A 19,082-nucleotide genomic window follows, 5' to 3' on the forward strand; every position below is an offset into this window, starting at 1 on the left:
TCAAGTGCAGCCTTCAGATTCATTGCACCCTTCATCTTTCAGGGTTCATGTGATCGCAGCACTTTTGCTGGATGGCTTGAATATTTACTCAAAGGTTTACCTAAAGATAAAAGTGGTCAGCACCCAAAATACCTATTAATTTTAGACAACGCTTCGATTCACAAAGGGAAAGAAATTGATGAATTGGCTACTCAATACAGTGCCAGACTCATGTATTTACCAACGTATAGCCCTGATTTTAATCCGATTGAAAAAGCATGGTCAGTTTTAAAAAGAAAAGTACGAAATATTGTCAGTCAAAAACAGAAAAATGTTATCGAAGCTTTAGATATAGCATTTAATGAAATGTAGTAAACTTTTTTAATCCAGCTATATTTACCCATTACATAATCTAACAATATTTTCTTTATCATTTCTTACATCCGATTTATTTAAAATTTGATCAACCTATTTATACTGTAGAGCATTTTTTACGCAATTTGATGTAGATTGAATTAATAGAACGGACTGAAATATTGGTGAGTTTAGCTGTATCGGATGCAGTAAAATCCATGGCAAAAAAGCGAATAATTTGCCTGATTTTTGCTTCTGCAATTCTTGAACAATAGTAGTATCTATTTTTTACTTTCATATAAGGAGGTTACCCTACTTTTTAATATGCTTAACGCTCTATACGCAAACCAAATATATTCTTTTGTATTTCTTGTGTTTTTTTTACTGTAATTCTGCATTCGTACCGCTTAAAACCACACAGATATTACCGTATACTCAGCAGATTAAAGTCTGCAACCTTTTCATGTCTATGATTTTTTAAATCATAAGGATCGCGTATTGTGCCCATCGATGATTTGACGTCTGAGAGTAATCTTCCCAACATCCAATGGTGGGGCGAATTTCATTTTGAACCAAATCAAACCCGTGCTTGGCGGTTTGGCTCATTGTTGTTTCGCTTAACGCGCGGATTACAAGAATGGCGCATGGAATATCATCGTCCTGACGTTCAATTTGATGGTGAACAAAGTTGGGAGGAAATTTTAGAACCTGATTTTGTATTTCCGCATCCAATTCATGTTGAACGGTATATGTTCCGTAAAATGGGCAATACCTTTCATTTAATGCCGCGTTTAGCCGATCGTTCGGTTGTAATTCGCCCTGTCGATCCGATGTATATTCCCGCAGGTCAACGTGGTCTGCTCTACATTAGCACGCCATTGTGGATTTCTGGTTTTGCCGAAGGTCAAAAAGACGCTTTATTCGATTTGCCCATTATTCGCCCAAAAGACACATGGTTTGGCCCAGATAAACGAACAGGCGAGCTATGTTATGCCACCGCTGTCGATGGTCGTACCGAACTTGAGCAATTACAACCTCGCGCATTTCGCGCAGTTACCCCAATTATTTTTCATAATAGCAGTAATGAACTATTACGCTTTGACCGCATGAATGTTCCGGTCACCGCACTGCCGCTATTTTATAGTGAAAGCACCAATCGTTTATGGACCTCGCACATTAAAGTCATTCATGAATCGTCGGATCGCACACCACGTATTCGTATTGAAAACCGAACGCCGCCTCGAGCAGGTGAGGTTGCATACATGCATGCACCTCGTTATCCTGAAAGCGCCTTATTCCACATGTTTGATTCTTTTTTCTAGGAATAGATATGGATAAATCACAAATTCCACAAGACATTATTTCTAGTCTAAAAAGTATTTTTACCAATTTTAACTTAGAACGAATTAGCGAAATATTGGTTGCCGCCTGTATTTGTTTTTTGGGTTTTGTGATTGCAAGACTTGTATCCAATACCTTTATTCGTACGCTTGGCATTCGCTTTAATGCACATCAACGCATGGTGTGGCGGCGTGGTATTTTTTATACTATCTTCATATTTTTTATTATTGCAGGCTTAAAAGAAGCTGGCTTTAAAGTCAGTGTCTTTTTAGGTGCAGCAGGTATTTTAACGGTTGCACTGGGTTTTGCCTCACAAACCTCTGCAACCAACTTAATTAGTGGTTTATTCCTGATTGGCGAAGGCTCGTTTGAAGTGGGCGATACTATTCAACTGACCCTCATTCGCGGACAAGTGATTGAAGGTGAAGTTACCTCTATCGACCTACTTTCGGTCAAATTATTAACTTTAGATAATCTATACGTTCGCTTACCAAATGAATTACTCATTAAAACTCCAGTGATGAATTTATCTAAATATCCAATACGACGCATTCCTATTGTTTTGGCGATTAGTTTTAATGAAAATCTATCCAAAGTGCGCAATGTACTGCTCGAAACAGCGCATACTCACCCATTGGTATTAGAAACGCCCAAACCTGAAATGTCTGTAACTGCATTTGGAGAATCCTCCATCGAGCTTTTATTTTCGGTGTGGTGTGAACAAGAGAATCATGGCGCGGTGAAAGACTCATTACAAGAACGTATTCGCAATGCCTTTGTGAATAATAGTATTGAAATTCCTGTACCTAAAATTGGTTTTATGAGCGTTCCACCGCAAGCTGAATAATGCGTTAAGCTTATTATTTTTATAAAAAACGATCGCTTTATAGGTCGTTTTTTATGCTATTGATTTAAATCTTGCTCAAACTTTTTTAACAAGCATCTTGCTGCATTTGTACTTCAAAAACTTCTTTTGGCATAGGCTTCCCCAATAAAAAACCTTGAAACTGTTTGCAACCTAAGTTTTTTAAAATTTCGAATTGCATTTCTGTTTCCACACCTTCAATGGTCACCATCAATCCCAGACTTTTCGCTAACTGAATTAAGCTTGCCAACACCAATTCATCTTTTGAGCCAACGGTTAAGGTCTGAATAAAGGCACGATCAATCTTCAGTTCATTCACCGGTAAATCTTTTAAATACACAAAACTTGAGTGTCCTGTGCCAAAATCATCAATTGATAATCGCACCCCAAGCCGTCTAATTTTCCTAAAAATTTCGATGCTAAATTCAATATTGTGCATCGCAGTACTTTCGGTAATTTCAATAATCAAGTGATTCGGATTAACCTGATATTGCTGTAATAAACTTTCTAAACGGGCAATTAAGCCTTTATGTTCAATTTGTACCGCAGATAAATTAATAGAAATGGGTGCATAATGATATTGTTTTAACTCCCACTCCTGAATTTGTTTACATGCTTGCTCCATCACCCAATAACCCAACGGAATAATTGAACCAGTCGCTTCGGCCAGTGGAATAAACATATTTGGAGAAAGCAATCCGAGCTTTGGATGTTGCCAGCGAATCAATGCTTCGACACCACAAATTACCGTTTGATCGGTAAACTTCGGCTGATAAAACAAAACAAATTGATTTTCTTCAATCGCCTTAAACAAATCATTAATTAATTTGGACTGGTGTCGTTGTTGATATTGGCCCAAATTAAAATTAAATACGTGGAAGGTATTTCGCCCTTCAGATTTTGCTTCCAACATAGCAATATCGGTATGCATCAGCAATTCTTGTAAGCTTTTTCCATGTTCGGGGTACATGGAAATACCTAAACTTGCAGTAATATTAATCTGGTTTTGATCAATACTAAAAACAGCATTAATACATTCTAAGATTGTTTCTGCCAAGGCTTCAGCTTGCTCAATGCTACAGTGCTCTGCAACACATAAAAATTCATCGCCACCGATTTTAAATAAGGTTTGATCTGCATTAAGCACTTGACTTAAACGACGGGAAAACTCTTGTAACAGCTCATCGCCAACATGATGTCCAAACGCATCGTTAATGGCTTTAAAACGATCTAAATCGATACCAATAAAGGCAATCCCCTGTTGATGCAGTCGATACTGAGAAAATATTTTTTTGATATGTTGATTTAACGAATTTCTATTTGGTAATTGGGTTAAAGAATCATGTTGGATTAAATTAGACAGTTCATCATTGGCATAAGAAATTTTCTGATCCCGATCATTTAAACACCATTCTAACCAATGCAAAAACACAATAATTAATGTGCTAAATACAGTAACTATCAGCATCTCAGAAATAAGCAGTCGCTCTTGAATAAAATTCAATAGCTCAGGCTCAGAGATATTTCTTACATACGGGATATAAATTGACTGTAACGCAATTAAACTGCCACCGAGCAGAAATGAAATAATAATGCGAAAAGGTGTGACTTTGGCAAGTGATGACGCTTTACGGGCAAGCCAAAAAATCAACAGCAACGCGACACTCATCAGAGCAACGATTGCAATTCGTGAAGATAACGAAGGCACTTGAAGAATATAGGCTGGTAAAAAGGCTCGCGCAGCCAGCTCGTAACTGAACCAACTTGCAATGGCCAATCCAATGGCTGCTAAAAATAAGGTAAGCTTGGTTAAATACTTTTTTTTGATCACGCTAATTGCAATAATTGGAATGCAAAGCGCAATTACATAAGAAGCTAAACTGAAGACAAAATTAAAAGAATGCAGCACTGCCATATTAATCAGCAGCATCACTCGAATGAGAATGATCCACATGACGGTGCCTAAAAGCACAGCGACACCAAACATACGTGTTAGTTTGTATTGGGGTTTTAATGTTCTAAATAACAGTTGTTGAGCTGCTATTACCGCATAACACATCCATGTTGCAGTAATAAATGAACCAACGACAAAGCTCATGTCATATTCCAATACAGGCATTTTGTCTTTCCAAAACTGATGCTACTTATTCTATTCACCAGACTCGAGCAATGCTGGTACGACCCATTATTTCAGAACAAATCTAGGCTAACATTATCATTATATGACATAAGATCAAGTGCTATTTTTGATGAATAATAAGAATTGATCTTGCTTTATGCTGAAACCAAAACCCAAACAATTTAAACTATCATAAACTGAATAAAAAGAAACCAAGATTTTGATTTTATTGTACAATTTTAATACTTTTACGCTTTTCAAAACGATTCTCCTCTTTAGGAAAAAACATTTTATGCCAACCAATGAGTCATTCTTTGGTGACTGACATTGCAAAGCGACTACAGAAATTGCTGAACCAAAGAAACAGCCAAAAGCCTCGCAACACAAACTAGACTATAAATCATTTTATTAAATTTATGTGATTTATTTCGCAAAATTTTCAATTTATTATATAAGTGTATGAAAATAAATTTCCAAAAATTAAATTTATATATATTTATCATAATGTTAAGTAAATTTAATTCAGAAAAATAAATGCTTTTATTTAACCGATTCGGATTGGTTTTTTTAAATGGGTTAAGTACTATAATGCTTCACAACGTGACTCGAATTGAGATCAATAAAAAAATCTGCTCATTGCTGAACAGATTTTTTAAATCAAAACACAATCAACAGGTTAATGCTGTGATTGTAAATGTGCATAATCTAACAGCACATTCCCCGCTTCTTGTACAAAGGCTTCATCTTCAGGTAAGGCTGGGCGTTGAGTGGCTTTCATTTTGGCACGAGACTCACTCAAACCATCCAAATAGGCTTGATAACTCTCCCAATTCTGAAAGGCTTTTAAGCCCGTTGCAGCACGGCGTTGATTTTCTGCATCTAAGGTTTGCTGTTCTAAACGCAAAATTTCCGCTTTACGCTGATCGATATCTAACACCACACGTTTTTCGTCATCGGCTTTTTTCGCCAATTGACTGCGCTTTTGCAAATACACAAACTGTGGATCTTTGGCGACACGTTGCTCAGAAAGTTGATCTAAAGCAGTTACATATGGCGCAACTGAACCTTCGCGTTTGAATGGTGCAGTTGGAATGGTATCCCATTTCAAGGCATTTTTAGCCTTACGCTCACCAAACTGATCATTCCAAATATCAACCAGCTTAACATCTGGAATAACACCTTTGTTTTGAGTGCTGCCGCCAGTAATCCGATAGAATTTCCGCTGTGTTAAGGTCGCCTGACCATACGCTAAAGTATCGAGCTGAATTTGCGCGGTTCCTTTACCAGTTGTGGTGCTTCCAATAACAATACCGCGATTATAATCTTGAATCGCTGCAGAATAAATTTCGCTGGCCGATGCAGATGCCAAGTTGACCAACACCGCCAATGGTCCAGTATACGTTTGATGACCGCCATCGGTATCTTCAAACACACTGACATTGCCGTTGCCATCACGAATTTGTACCACAGGACCCGATTTAATCACCTGCCCAATCATCTTCGAGACTTCTTCTAAGGAGCCACCAGGATTGTTGCGCAAATCAATCACAATGCCTTCAACATGTTTTGCAGATAATTCTTTTAACGCATTGTTGGTGTCATCTGCCACAGAGCGGTATTCCGCGCCTTCACGGCGTGCACGATAATTTAAGTAAAATGATGGAATTTCAATCACACCAAAAGTGTGTTGTTTGCCATCGCGTGTGATGTTTACTGTACGCGATCTGACACCTTGGTCATCTTCTTTAATCACATCGCGAACTAAGGTCACAATACGCGCTTGACTCATTGGTGCACCGGCGCCCAAGAGTTTAAGCGTAATTTTGGTGCCGCGTTTACCACGAATTAAACCCACAATTTCTTGGCTTGACCAACCAATTACATCCACCATTTTTTCGCCATTTTGGGCAACGCCAATAATGCGATCTCCGGCTTTGACTTGACCTGACTTACTTGCAGGCCCGCCCTCTACAATGGTTTCAATTTTAGTATAGTCTTCATTGCGGCGTTCAGGACGAATGGAAACCCCAATGCCTTCAAGCTGCAAGGTGGTTTGACGATTCAATTCCATCGCATCGACTGGTGGGAAATAGTTACTGTGCGGATCATAACTGAGCGTCATCGCATTTAAAATTTTGTCGAGCACGTCATCGCTTTTAATGCGTTTAATCCGCTCGAGCTGACGTGTATAACGCTTGGTTAAGGTTTGTTCAGGCGTTAAATCTTCCGGACTGGTTAGATCTTGCCCATCCGCCAACGATGGATCTTTTTTCAAGGCAGCTTGTTTGGCTAAATCTTCTTGCTTGGTAATGGTTAAATTAATCAGTTGTGAAACCAACATTTTGCGCCAGTACGCTTGCTGCTCGGCAGGCGTATCGAAATAGGCGGCTTTTTCACGGTCGGTTTCGATATAAACATCTTTTTGATGCAGATTTTGTGGCTTTTTCAGCTCGGCCAACATAAAACGATAAAATTCGCTTAAATGCTCACGATATTGTGCATGAATGGTATACGCAGGAGTTAAGTCGCCCATCTTTAAGGCAGCGCCTAAATTTGCCCCATATTTATTTTTATAGCTATTAATCTCGGATGCCAAGAACATGGTATGGTCTGGGTCTAAGCTGTCTAAATACATGCCTAAAATGCGGTTTGAGGTTTGTGCATCCAAGCGCATATTTAAATAATGTTGACGATCAATTAAGGTGGCCAATTGGCGTGTCACCAATTGCTGCGCCTGTGTTGGCTGAATATTGTTTAAAACAGCGCCTGATTCTGTAGTTGGTGCAGCAATGGCCTCGTTGACCGCATGGGTGAAAAACAAACCACCAGTTGCTAAGGCAACGGCACATGCAATTGTTTGAAGTTTCATATATTAGTCACACTTCCTTTGAGTTCACCAAAATTTAGTTCTCTGCTGTTTTTACAGCAGACAAACATCTTCATCGTCTTTTTTCATGTATAAAATTTCACGAACAGATTTGATAAGTTTCAATATCTTAATCAAACTATTGATGTTCTGTCGTGTAGTTTTATCATATTCTGTGCTGACAAAATGTAGCAATTCATTGCAAAATCTAAATTATTTTTTCAAATTCACCCAATGGAACCTCTTATGATTGGCGCTTTAATGTTAGACATTGCAGGGACAACGCTGACCCAACAAGACATTGAATTGTTACAAGCCCCTCAAGTCGGTGGTCTGATTTTATTCGCTCGCAATATTGAATCACCACAACAGGTTCGTGCACTGACGGATCATATTCGTCAAATTCGCCCAGAACTTTTAATCGCAGTCGATCAAGAAGGTGGTCGTGTTCAACGTCTAAAAAATGGCTTCACGCTGCTACCCGCCATGGGCCGCTTTGGTGAATACTATCAACAACATCCAGAAAAAGCGCTCGTACTGGCCGAACAATGTGGCTGGTTAATGGCAACGGAAGTATTAGCGGTCGGTATCGATTTTAGCTTTGCACCCGTTTTAGATCTTGACGATGTTAGCGATGTAATTGGCGACCGTGGTTTTGCTAAAAATATAGAAGATATTCCGAACTTAGCCCACGCATTTATGCAAGGCATGCACCGTGCCGGCATGGCAACCACAGGCAAACATTTTCCGGGACACGGTTCAGTTAAAGCCGACTCACATGTCGCCGCTGCAGTCGATGTTCGTAGTTATCAAGACATTTACGACAAAGACATGCAAAGCTTTATCCAGCTTATGCCAGAGCTCGATGCTGTGATGCCAGCGCATGTCATTTACCCGCAAGTGGACCCAAATCCTGCCGGTTTTTCAAGCTACTGGATTCAAGAAATTCTACGCAAGCAACTCAACTTTGACGGGGTGTTATTTTCAGATGATTTAACCATGCAAGCTGCGTGCGTTGCCGGTGATGCAGATGCGCGTATTCTTGCCGCGTTAGAAGCCGGTTGCGATATGGGCTTAGTGTGTAATAATCGTGCTGCGGCCTGTCTTGCACTCGATGCAATTCAACATTTACCACAACCGAATCAACAGCGGTTAGAGCGAATGCGCGGTCGAATTCCAAATATTCAAATAGGTGAACAGCTTGGATTAGGCGAAGAATGGCAAACCGCAAAACGCACCATTGAAGACTTTAAACAAAGTTTTGTTTAACAAGCAATGCAAAGATCAGCGCCCGCTTGCGCTGATCTTTATTTTAAACACAGCAGAGCAAAATGGTTCAATTTCCAAGATGAGACTGTTACTATCAACAGGGATCCCATAAGTAATTGAATCAAGATGCAACAGTCGATCGAACAATACATGCAGACCGTTGGACAACAGGCACGCGAAGCATCGCAAGTGCTGTCTAGTGCGTCCACCAAAGTCAAAAACGATGCGCTTCAAGCCATTTATAATAGCTTAGAGGCTGAACAAGCGGCTATTTTAGCGGCCAACCAAATTGACATGCAAAAAGGCCGCGACAATCAACTCGACAGCGCCCTTCTCGATCGACTTGAGCTGAACCCCACACGCTTTGCTGGAATGCTGCAAGGCTTAAAAGATGTGATTGGCTTGATTGACCCGATTGGTGAAATTACAGATTTGGCTTACCGCCCTTCGGGCATTCAATTGGGTAAAATGCGCGTGCCTTTAGGCGTTGTCGGCATGATTTATGAATCGCGCCCAAATGTGACCTTAGAAGCGGCATCTTTGGCGCTTAAATCAGGCAATGCCATTATTTTACGGGGTGGTTCAGAAGCACTTGAATCGAACAAAGCCATTTCAGCAGCCATTCAACGCGGTTTACAGCAATCGAGTTTACCTGAAGCATCGGTACAAGTGGTCGCCACCGCAGACCGTGCGGCTGTCGGGCAATTAATTACCCTGACTGAATTTGTCGATGTAATTGTACCTCGTGGCGGCAAAGGTTTAATTGAACGCATTAGCCAAGAAGCGCGCATTCCAGTCATTAAGCATTTAGATGGTAATTGCCATGTTTATGTCGACTCACAAGCCGACTTAACAAAAGCGCTGAACATTGCCTTTAATGCCAAAACACATCGTTATGGCGTCTGCAATGCCATGGAAAGTTTATTGGTCCATCAAGATGTTGCTGCCACGTTTTTACCTGAAATTGCCAAACGCTATGCCGAAAAACAGGTTGAGCTGCGTGGCTGTGAAAAAGTACAACATATTTTAGGCCAGCACGTGATCGCCGCCACAGAAGACGACTGGTATACCGAATATTTAGGGCCTATTCTTGCGGTGAAAATTGTTGCAGATATGGATGAAGCGATTCGTCATATCAACAAATATGGTTCACACCACACCGATGCCATTGTGACTGAAAACTACACTTTAGCGCGCCAATTTTTAGCCCGCGTAGACTCAAGCTCGGTCATGATTAACGCATCGACCCGTTTTGCCGATGGCTTTGAATATGGCTTAGGTGCTGAAATTGGCATTTCAACCGATAAAATCCATGCACGAGGACCTGTTGGCTTAGAAGGTCTAACCTCGCAAAAATGGATTGTGTTTGGTGATGGTCAAATTCGCCAATAAAAACAACCATCTAATGCTTTAAGTTTTTTCTGTCTGCGTGGCATTTTTTGCACCAGACAGAAGAATGCTTAAATTTTGTTCTAAAATTGTGATTATTTATTTTCAAAATAAAACCGACATCTAAGTATAAAATTATTTTTTAACAATAACTTGCACATATTCCCCCAAAGTCGTATCTGCTAAAGTATAGCTTGGTCAAAAAAATAACCCATGTTAATAATAAGGGAATAAAATGACTTAAGCTGTTTAGGTATCACTCAAAACAGCACGACAAATAGGAAATAATAACGTGTCAAAAACGATTTTAGTGATTAATTGTGGCTCATCTTCGATTAAATATGCCTTAGTGTCAGAACGCCGTGAAGATCGTATTTATGGCCTTGCCGAAAATTTAGGCTCAGAACATGCACGGATTAAAGGAATTACCGTTGGTGGTGAAGCCTTGGAATTGAATATTCCACATGCCGACCATCAACAAGCCTTAGAGGTGTTACTGGGACGCTTAGCCAATTATCATCCCGAAGCGATTGGACATCGAGTGGTTCATGGCGGCACGCTCACCAAAGCCGAATTACTTACACCAGAGATTATTCAACAAATCAAAGCCGCAACACCGCTTGCGCCACTGCATAATCCTGCACATTTGGTCGGCATTGAAGCCACCATGCGTTTGTTTCCAGACTTGCCTCAAGTTGCGGTGTTTGATACCGCGTTTCATCAAACCATGCCGGCACATGCTTACCGCTATGCTGTACCAAAATTTTTATATACTGAACACAATGTGCGCCGCTATGGTTTTCATGGCACAAGCCACGCCTATGTGTCGGAACGCGGCTCTGAGCTTGCGGGCAGCTTTAAACAAGGCGGCTGGCTCACCGCGCATTTAGGCAACGGCAGTTCGACCTGTGCCATTTGGAATGGCCACAGTGTCGATACGTCTATGGGCATGACGCCGCTTGAAGGCGTGGTGATGGGCACGCGCAGTGGCGATGTCGACCCAAGCTTACATAGTTTTATTGCCAATAATTTAGGTTGGGATATTTATAAAATTGACCGCATGCTAAATAGCCAAAGTGGTCTACTGGGTTTATCCGAACTTTCCAATGATATGCGCACGCTAATTGAAGCATCAGAAGCTGGTAACGAAGATGCAACTTTAGCCATTGAAGTGTTCTGTTATCGTTTAGCTAAATCACTGGCAGGATTAAGCTGTGGCTTAGCCAGTATTAACGGATTAATTTTTACCGGTGGAATTGGTGAAAATTCGGCATATATCCGAGAAAAAACGGTTTCTTATTTACCACACTTTGGCTTTAATTTAGACAAAAATGGCAATAACACATTAAAACGAGGCACAGAAGGTCGAATTGATGCGAGCACAGGCCCACAAATTTGGGTCATTCCAACCGATGAAGAAGGTCGTATTGCCCAAGAAACTGCCTCTGTCGTTGAACAAGCACAACAAGTACAGCACACAAAAATGGCTTAAATCGCCCAACAATTTCGTATTAGGTGGCTTTATGAATACCCTACTTTTAATTCCAACAGCAGAAAGTGTCGGTTTAACCTCTGCATGTTTAGGAATGATTTACGCACTCGACAGCCACGGCATTCAAGCCGGTTTTATTAAACCTTTTAGCCAAAGTCAAGATGATACCGACCACGGCACAGCATCGTTATATCACGAGCTATTTAAACACCCAACTGCAGATGCAATTACACATGCCGATGTATTACGTGCCATCGCCACCGATGAAATTGATGAATTGCTCGAAGATGCCGTGCGTTTGCACCGAGAAACAGCCAAGCAACACCAAATCGTGATTGTAGAAGGGTTAGTCGCCACCGCAGAAGATTATTTTGCCAACGAATTAAATGCACAATTGGCCAAAGCACTCGATGCAAAAGTGATTTTAGTAAGCAAAGCCGATTTAGGCTTGCCGCAGCAAAGTGCAAAAAAAATTGAAGCCAGCTTACGTTATTTTGGCGGGACAGAAAGCCGGCGCGTTGCGGGTATTTTATTTATGCGCACTAAAGGGCTATCGGTTGCATCGGCGCAAATTCCGGTTGAAATCGACCCAAGCTTACGTTTAAGCAATGATCTTCAAGTCTTTACCGCCACATTGCAGCAGTACAATCGTCATATTGGAAGCGATGCACTACCAATTATTGGTGTGGTTCCTTTTAGCGATACTTTAAGTGTGCCACGTACGCTCGATATCGCCAAAACCATTCAAGCCGAATGGGTGCACCAAGGTGAAGCCGAACAGCGCCGAATTCAGCACAGTAGTTTAATTGCGTCAAGCATAGAACACGAACTGAGTAAATTTGTGGCAGGTGAACTGATTATTAGTGCATCAGAACGAGTCGATGTCATCTTAGCCAGTAGTTTGGCCACTCAAAAAGGCATCCCTCTGGCCGGTTTGGTCCTTACAGAACGTAATGTCCCGAATGCAGAAATTTTCGATTTTTGTCAGCAAGCCATCGAGCTTGGCTTACCGATTTTACATACGCCACTCGACAGCTTAGAAACCGCACAGCGACTCGCACATTTAAATAATGAAGTGCCTGCAACCGACTTAGAACGTGCCAAACAAGTGTGCCGTTTTGTGGCAAGTCATATCGATCCTGCATGGCTAAGCCAGCAAAATGTAAATATTAAAAAACCGCGCTTATCACCTGCGGCATTTCGTTATGAATTGGTGCAAAAATCAATTGCAGTGAAAAAACGAATTGTGCTTCCCGAAGGCGATGAACCACGTACCGTTGAAGCAGCCGTGATTTGTCAATTACGTGGTTTAGCCGATTGTATTTTATTGGCCAAACCTGAATCTGTGCAGGCTGTAGCGCAAGCACGCGGCATTCAATTACCCGACAACTTAGAAATTATTGATCCAGATCGCATTCGAGCTCAGTACATCGCACCCATGCTTGAATTACGGAAGGGAAAATTAAACGAAGCACAAGCCGAACAACAATTGCAAGACACCGTGGTGTTAGGCACAATGATGCTTGCGTTAAACCAAGTCGATGGATTAGTTTCAGGTGCGGTGCATACCACGGCCAATACCGTCCGTCCGGCATTTCAACTGATTAAAACAGCGCCAGATTATTCTTTGGTGTCTTCGATTTTCTTTATGTTGCTGCCGGATGAAGTCTATGTTTATGGCGATTGCGCGATTAATCCAGACCCAAATGCAGAACAACTGGCTGAAATTGCCATTCAATCTGCCGATTCAGCCATTGCCTTTGGTATAGAACCACGTATTGCCATGATTAGTTACTCGACCGGTACATCGGGTGCGGGTGCTGACGTAGAAAAAGTGGCTCAAGCCACCGAAATTGCCAAACAACGCCGCCCCGATTTACTCATTGATGGGCCGTTGCAATATGATGCAGCCTCGGTTGAAAGTGTCGGTTTATCTAAAGCACCAAATTCGGCTGTAGCCGGTCATGCCAATGTGTTTATTTTCCCCGACTTAAACACGGGCAATACCACCTATAAAGCAGTGCAGCGCTCTGCCAATGTGATTAGTGTTGGGCCAATGTTGCAAGGTTTGAATAAGCCAGTTAACGACTTGTCACGCGGGGCATTGGTCGATGATATTGTGTTTACCATTGCCTTAACTGCCATTCAGGCACAGCAACAACAGGACAATTTGTCAAAATAAAGCATTCAACTCTAAAAAAGACCAAACCCATGTTTGGTCTTTTTAAAATTAGCCGTTTAAATACAGATGATAATTGTCGTGATCAATTTCAAAGCCCAATTGTTGATACAGCCGCTGCGCCACAAAATTTTCTTTGCCTGTTTCTAAGCCGACATAAACCGCAGCGTGCTGTTTGGCAAAAGCAATCGCTTGATTCATCAACGCCTTACCTACACCAAATTGACGAAAATCTTGCTGTACAAATAAATCATTCACAATCCAAATTTTCCCCATAGACAAAGACGACCACGAAGGATACAACTGCACAAAACCAGCCAATTGGTTTTCTATTTCTGCCACATAAATTTGTGACGTGGCATTGTTTAAATGTGCCTGTAAAAATTGCGGTGCCGCAGTATGATCTTCAGATTTTCCATAAAATGCCCGATATTGATTAAACAAATCTGCCAAAACTTCAAGATCACTTAACTGTGCAGCTCGAATCGTCAAATTAAAATTGCTCATTGAAACCTCTAGTGAATCACGCCTATTGCGCTCTGCAGCAAAGTATGGCCAAATCAGCTTATATCTAAAAATACTTATTTTTAGTCACTTCATTCATTTTTGATATGGTTTGCTATGTTCGATTATCGTCAGATTGAGATTTTTCAAGCGGTGATGAAAACGGGCAGCATTACCGCAGCAGCACAGTTATTATTTACCTCTCAACCAACCATTAGCCGTGAAATTGCACGGCTTGAACATGTATGCGGTTTTCAATTATTTGAACGCAAACATGCTAAAATTTATCCGACCGAAGCGGCATTCATTTTATATGAAGAAGTCTTGCAAGCGCATATTGGCTTAGAACGGATGATTCATACCGCACAACAGATCCAGCAACATCAATTCAGTACATTAAAACTCTGTTGCCTGCCCTTTTTAGCGACCACATTGCTACCCAAAACCATTGCTAACTTTAAGGCTCAGGCCGCACAAACCGCCCTTTCAATAACCCCGCTTGAGTCGCCTTTTATTGAAAGTCAGCTTTCTTCACAGCAGTTTCATTTGGGTTTAATCGAGAACCAAACTATTCCTACCGGAACTTCGCTACAAGTTACATTTACCAGCCAAGAAGTGTGTATTTTGCCCGAAGGTCATGCTTTGCTTGCCAAAGCATGTTTAAGCCTTGAAGATTTTAATGATGTCGAATTTATTTCTTTTAGCGCGCAGGATCCCTATCGTCAGCAAATCGATGCCATTTTTGCGCAAGCCAATATTCAGCGTAAAATTTCCATTGAAACCCAAAGTGCCCATGCAATTTGTAAGTTAGTTCAACAAGGGCTTGGCGTATCGATTGTGAATCCATTGGTGATGCTCGATTATGTCAATCAAGGTTTAGCATGGCGACCTTTAAGCGTTTCTATTCCCTTTACCTTAAACCTTGTCCGCGCCAATCATCGCCCCAAATCCGCTTTGGTTGAAATTTTTAACCACGCGCTAATGGGGCAACTGCAAAACATACAACACACACTGCAACAGCATCACCTTCCCACACAGCTAGAGCGTTTTGACCTTGTCAATTAATGCAAAATTTACAGCAGCTTGAGCATGTATTGTCGTGGTATCAAAGGTTGGCACTGAAAAATTGACATCTCCAATCAGCATACAAATTTCGGTACAACCTAAAATGATACCTTGAGCGCCTTTGCTAATTAAGTCTTCAACAATTTCAATATATTGCTGTTTCGATGCCGCATTGACCTGCCCTAAACAGAGTTCGTTATAAATCACATCATGTACCACTTTTCGTTGCACCGCATTGGGAATCAAAACTTGAATGCCTTGCTCCTCTAAACGTGCACGATAAAAATCCTGCTCCATGGTAAATGCTGTACCCAACAAACCCACGGTGTTGCACCCAGTGTGTAGAATATTCAGCGCTGTCGCATCGGCAATATGTAAAAAAGGAATTGAAATAGCGGCTTCAATGGTTGCTGCAACTTTGTGCATGGTATTGGTACATAGCACAATACAATCGGCCCCAGCCAGCACTAACTTTTGCGCTTGTTCCGCCAAATAATGCCCTGCTTGTTCCCACAAGGCTTGTTTTTGTAATTCCTCGATATAAGCAAAGTCGACACTGAGTAAAATAAGCTTTGCAGAATGCAACCCACCCAATTGAGCATGGATGTGCTGATTAATTTTTTGATAATACAACGCAGAAGATTCCCAACTCATGCCACCCAGCAGACCAATCGTTTTCATCGCACATTCCTTCAATTACACTGTTTAAGTTTATTTAACCATTTCATTATTTCATTCATTTCAGCGCCCAAGCTTCACTGCTGAAAATCTCTGCAAAAGCACCCACAGCAATGCCATTTTGTCATATAATTTATCCCGCTAGCTAACAGCCCGCTCAAGAGAAATTTGTTATGACAACAATCATCAAACAAGACGACTTGATCACATCAGTCAAGGATGCACTTCAATTCATTTCATACTATCATCCGCAAGATTTTATTCAGGCGATGAGCCGTGCGTATGACCGTGAAGAAAATAAAGCAGCAAAAGATGCGATTGCCCAAATTCTGATTAACTCACGCATGTGTGCAGAAGGACATCGCCCGATTTGCCAAGATACAGGAATCGTGAACGTTTTCCTTGAAGTGGGTTTAGATGTTAAATTTGACCTCACCATGAGCTTAGATGATGCCATTAACGAAGGTGTACGCCAAGGTTACTTAGAAAACAGTAACGTACTTCGTGCATCGGTTTTGGCAGATCCCGCGTTTGGTCGTAAAAATACCAAAGACAACACCCCTGCGGTGATTCACTACAAGCTCGTTCCGGGCAATAAAGTGGATATTACTGTAGCTGCCAAAGGCGGCGGTTCAGAAAATAAATCTAAACTTGCGATGCTAAATCCATCTGACTCGATTGTCGATTGGGTACTTAAAACAGTACCAACCATGGGTGCAGGTTGGTGTCCTCCAGGAATGCTTGGAATTGGCATTGGCGGCACTGCCGAAAAAGCCATGATGCTTGCCAAAGAAGCACTCATGGAAGAAATTAACATGGACGAATTACTCCGTCGTGGCCCACAAAGCAAAATGGAAGAACTTCGGATTGAAATCTTCGAAAAAGTCAATGCGTTAGGCATTGGCGCTCAAGGCTTGGGCGGCTTAACCACTGTTTTAGATATTAAAATCAAAGATTATCCATGTCACGCCGCAGGTAAACCTGTTGGCATGATTCCAAACTGTGCAGCAACACGTCACGCTCATTTCCAACTTGATGGTTCAGGCGTTGCACACATTCAAGCCCCTAAATTGGAAGATTATCCTTCGGTGACTTGGGATTCTTCACAATCTAAACGCGTGAATTTAGACACCATTACCCAAGAAGAAATGAATTCTTGGAAACCGGGCGATACTTTATTGTTAAACGGTACGATTTATACAGGTCGTGACGCTGCGCATAAACGTATGGTGGATATGCTCAATAATGGAGAAGAACTCCCTGTCGATTTAAAAGGTAAATTCATTTACTACGTTGGCCCTGTCGACCCAGTAGGTGACGAAGTGGTTGGCCCTGCTGGCCCAACTACTGCAACACGTATGGACAAATTTACTCGCCAAGTATTAGAAGCAACTGGCTTGTTTGGCATGATTGGTAAAGCCGACCGCGGTCCTGCTGCGGTAGAAGCGATTAAAGACAATCAAGCAACTTACCTTATGGCGGTGGGCGGTGCAGCCTATCTTGTTTCTAAAGCGGTCCGTGAAGCCGAAGTGGTGGCTTTTGCCGACTTAGGTATGGAAGCAATCTACAAATTTGTGGTTGAAGATATGCCTGTTTCGGTTGCAGTCGATGTTAACGGCACCTCTATTCATGCCATTGCACCAAAAATTTGGCAAGAAAAAATTGGCAAAATTCCGGTAATTGACGCAACTGCATAAATACAGTAACTCAAATACAGCAAAAAACACGCCACTTGGCGTGTTTTTTTATTTACATTAATGACCATCTTCTTTTTGGAACATGAGCATGCAATTAAAAAGTATAAGCCAAATTATTGCATTATTGGGTGGTTTGTTCTGGTTTAACTTCAGTCATGCCACTCCCGCCTCCCCAACTTCAATTGATAAACTGTTCGATGTTTTACAAATTAAGCAAAATACTCAGTCGATGGTTAAACCACAGCAACTCAAAATGCTCGGGCTAGACAAAGAACAATTTTGGACATCGGTTGAACCACAGCTGAAACAGCTTTATCAACAAAATTTAACCGAAGAAGAAATCCAAGCATTGAATCGTTTTTATGCCACACCAGAAGGTCAGACACTGTCGCAAAAAATGCCCTATTTAAGCCAACAAACCTACGAAGTGGTGATTAAAAATATGATGAGCAATAGCACCATCAGCAATGGCTTATTTAAAATGCTAGGGGTTGATGGCAACTAGCCTGCGAAAAAATAAGCGCACTGTAAAATTGGCTCAAGTGCGCTTTTGGCGGTTCTTTAAAATACTTCATAAAGCATGATTGTTCGATAAAGTCATTCCATTCAGCTTAAAATCTATCTATTATTTTATTTAAATAAAAACAGCAATATTTTGTAAGGAAAATCCCCATGTTAAAATTAAAACATCTATCTCTTGGCTTAGTTCTTGCATTCAGTGCTTATAGCAGTACCAGTTTTGCAAGCCCTGCAAAGCCCGCATCCGTTGAACAACTGATGCAATTGGTACAAGTTCAAAAACTACTCAAAGAAACTTCGCAATCTATGAGCCCTGTGTTTGAGCAGCAAGCGCGCACTAGCATTCAAAATTATACAGGACATCAAACATTAACCGCGCAAGATTTGGAGGCGGTTAAAAAGCTGACCAATTTGTATTTGGACACCATGAGCGATATTTTTAAAAATTTAAATACTGAACAAATGATTCGCAATATTTATCAACAAAGCTTCACGGAAGAAGAAGTTCAAGCGTATATTCGCTTTTTAAAAACCCCTGAAGGCCAGTCAATTACGGCTAAAACACCTGTAATTATGCAACAGACCATGCAGGAAATGACTCAAGCAATGCAAAAAAACATCCTTACAGACGCACAAAAAGCACAATTACAACAACAAATTGAAGCGATTTTTAAAACCTTACCCAAGCAAGCTAAAACCAGTACGACCGCCAAATAATGGCAGAATAACAAGCCATAAAAAAAACGCGCATCGAAATGCGCGTTTT

The 19,082-nt window shown here is 41.2% G+C and carries 15 protein-coding genes and 1 pseudogene; 11 read left to right on the plus strand and 5 right to left on the minus strand.

The genetic code is table 11. The features are described 5' to 3' along the window. Positions 1–351 (plus strand): transposase (locus I2F62_RS09790; protein WP_324626831.1); only part of this gene is annotated, 351 nt, incomplete at its 5' end. A 115-nt stretch (positions 352–466) separates the two neighbouring features. On the opposite strand, the pseudogene I2F62_RS09795 reads toward I2F62_RS09790, so the two are convergent. Further along, positions 467–631 (minus strand): annotated as a pseudogene (locus I2F62_RS09795) (IS1595 family transposase); the annotation flags it as partial. Between the two features lie 202 nt (positions 632–833). Here I2F62_RS09795 and I2F62_RS09800 point away from each other — a divergent pair. Then, on the plus strand, positions 834–1,655 hold the full coding sequence (locus I2F62_RS09800) for a hypothetical protein (RefSeq protein ID WP_420713754.1): 822 nt from the start codon (positions 834–836) through the stop codon (positions 1,653–1,655). Between the two features lie 8 nt (positions 1,656–1,663). Further along, positions 1,664–2,521, plus strand: coding sequence for a mechanosensitive ion channel family protein (locus I2F62_RS09805; RefSeq protein WP_324626832.1), 858 nt, complete (start codon positions 1,664–1,666; stop codon positions 2,519–2,521). 85 nt (positions 2,522–2,606) lie between these two features. Here the strand turns inward: I2F62_RS09805 and I2F62_RS09810 are convergent, their stop codons facing one another. Then, positions 2,607–4,637, minus strand: a complete 2,031-nt coding sequence (locus I2F62_RS09810; protein WP_324626833.1) for a putative bifunctional diguanylate cyclase/phosphodiesterase — start codon at positions 4,635–4,637, stop codon at positions 2,607–2,609. 697 nt (positions 4,638–5,334) lie between these two features. Beyond that, positions 5,335–7,527 (minus strand): carboxy terminal-processing peptidase, encoded by a 2,193-nt coding sequence (locus I2F62_RS09815; protein WP_324626834.1) that lies wholly within the window; start codon positions 7,525–7,527, stop codon positions 5,335–5,337. Between the two features lie 243 nt (positions 7,528–7,770). On the opposite strand from I2F62_RS09815, the gene nagZ reads away from it, so the two are divergent. The 4 genes from nagZ to pta all read left to right on the plus strand — a co-directional run bounded on the left by nagZ (position 7,771) and on the right by pta (position 13,856). Further along, the gene (gene nagZ, locus I2F62_RS09820) at positions 7,771–8,793 is read left to right on the plus strand and encodes a beta-N-acetylhexosaminidase (protein WP_324626835.1); all 1,023 of its coding nucleotides are present in this window, start codon (positions 7,771–7,773) and stop codon (positions 8,791–8,793) included. 126 nt (positions 8,794–8,919) lie between these two features. After that, complete coding sequence (locus I2F62_RS09825) at positions 8,920–10,185, plus strand: glutamate-5-semialdehyde dehydrogenase (protein WP_324626836.1); 1,266 nt, start codon at positions 8,920–8,922, stop codon at positions 10,183–10,185. Positions 10,186–10,474: 289 nt separating this feature from the next. After that, positions 10,475–11,674 (plus strand): acetate kinase, encoded by a 1,200-nt coding sequence (locus tag I2F62_RS09830; protein ID WP_324626837.1) that lies wholly within the window; start codon positions 10,475–10,477, stop codon positions 11,672–11,674. 31 nt (positions 11,675–11,705) lie between these two features. Next, entirely contained in the window at positions 11,706–13,856 is a 2,151-nt protein-coding gene (gene pta / locus I2F62_RS09835) for a phosphate acetyltransferase (protein ID WP_324626838.1), read from the plus strand. Positions 13,857–13,904: 48 nt separating this feature from the next. Here the strand turns inward: pta and I2F62_RS09840 are convergent, their stop codons facing one another. Next, on the minus strand, positions 13,905–14,360 hold the full coding sequence (locus I2F62_RS09840) for a GNAT family N-acetyltransferase (protein WP_324626839.1): 456 nt from the start codon (positions 14,358–14,360) through the stop codon (positions 13,905–13,907). Positions 14,361–14,474: 114 nt separating this feature from the next. On the opposite strand from I2F62_RS09840, the gene I2F62_RS09845 reads away from it, so the two are divergent. Continuing rightward, positions 14,475–15,422, plus strand: a complete 948-nt coding sequence (locus I2F62_RS09845; protein WP_324626840.1) for a LysR family transcriptional regulator — start codon at positions 14,475–14,477, stop codon at positions 15,420–15,422. Here the strand turns inward: I2F62_RS09845 and I2F62_RS09850 are convergent. Further along, positions 15,396–16,103 (minus strand): aspartate/glutamate racemase family protein, encoded by a 708-nt coding sequence (locus I2F62_RS09850; RefSeq protein ID WP_324626841.1) that lies wholly within the window; start codon positions 16,101–16,103, stop codon positions 15,396–15,398. The two genes, I2F62_RS09845 and I2F62_RS09850, sit on opposite strands and share 27 nt — an antisense overlap. Before the next feature lie 170 nt (positions 16,104–16,273). On the opposite strand from I2F62_RS09850, the gene I2F62_RS09855 reads away from it, so the two are divergent. The 3 genes from I2F62_RS09855 to I2F62_RS09865 all read left to right on the plus strand — a co-directional run bounded on the left by I2F62_RS09855 (position 16,274) and on the right by I2F62_RS09865 (position 19,033). Further along, entirely contained in the window at positions 16,274–17,797 is a 1,524-nt protein-coding gene (locus tag I2F62_RS09855; RefSeq protein ID WP_324626842.1) for a fumarate hydratase, read from the plus strand. Positions 17,798–17,885: 88 nt separating this feature from the next. Next, positions 17,886–18,302, plus strand: a complete 417-nt coding sequence (locus I2F62_RS09860) for a DUF2059 domain-containing protein (protein WP_324626843.1) — start codon at positions 17,886–17,888, stop codon at positions 18,300–18,302. Positions 18,303–18,469: 167 nt separating this feature from the next. Beyond that, positions 18,470–19,033, plus strand: a complete 564-nt coding sequence (locus I2F62_RS09865; RefSeq protein WP_324626844.1) for a DUF2059 domain-containing protein — start codon at positions 18,470–18,472, stop codon at positions 19,031–19,033. Positions 19,034–19,082 lie beyond the last annotated feature (49 nt).

Origin of the sequence: Acinetobacter sp. MD2(2019), from assembly GCF_035615615.1 — a bacterium.
GTDB lineage: Bacteria > Pseudomonadota > Gammaproteobacteria > Pseudomonadales > Moraxellaceae > Acinetobacter.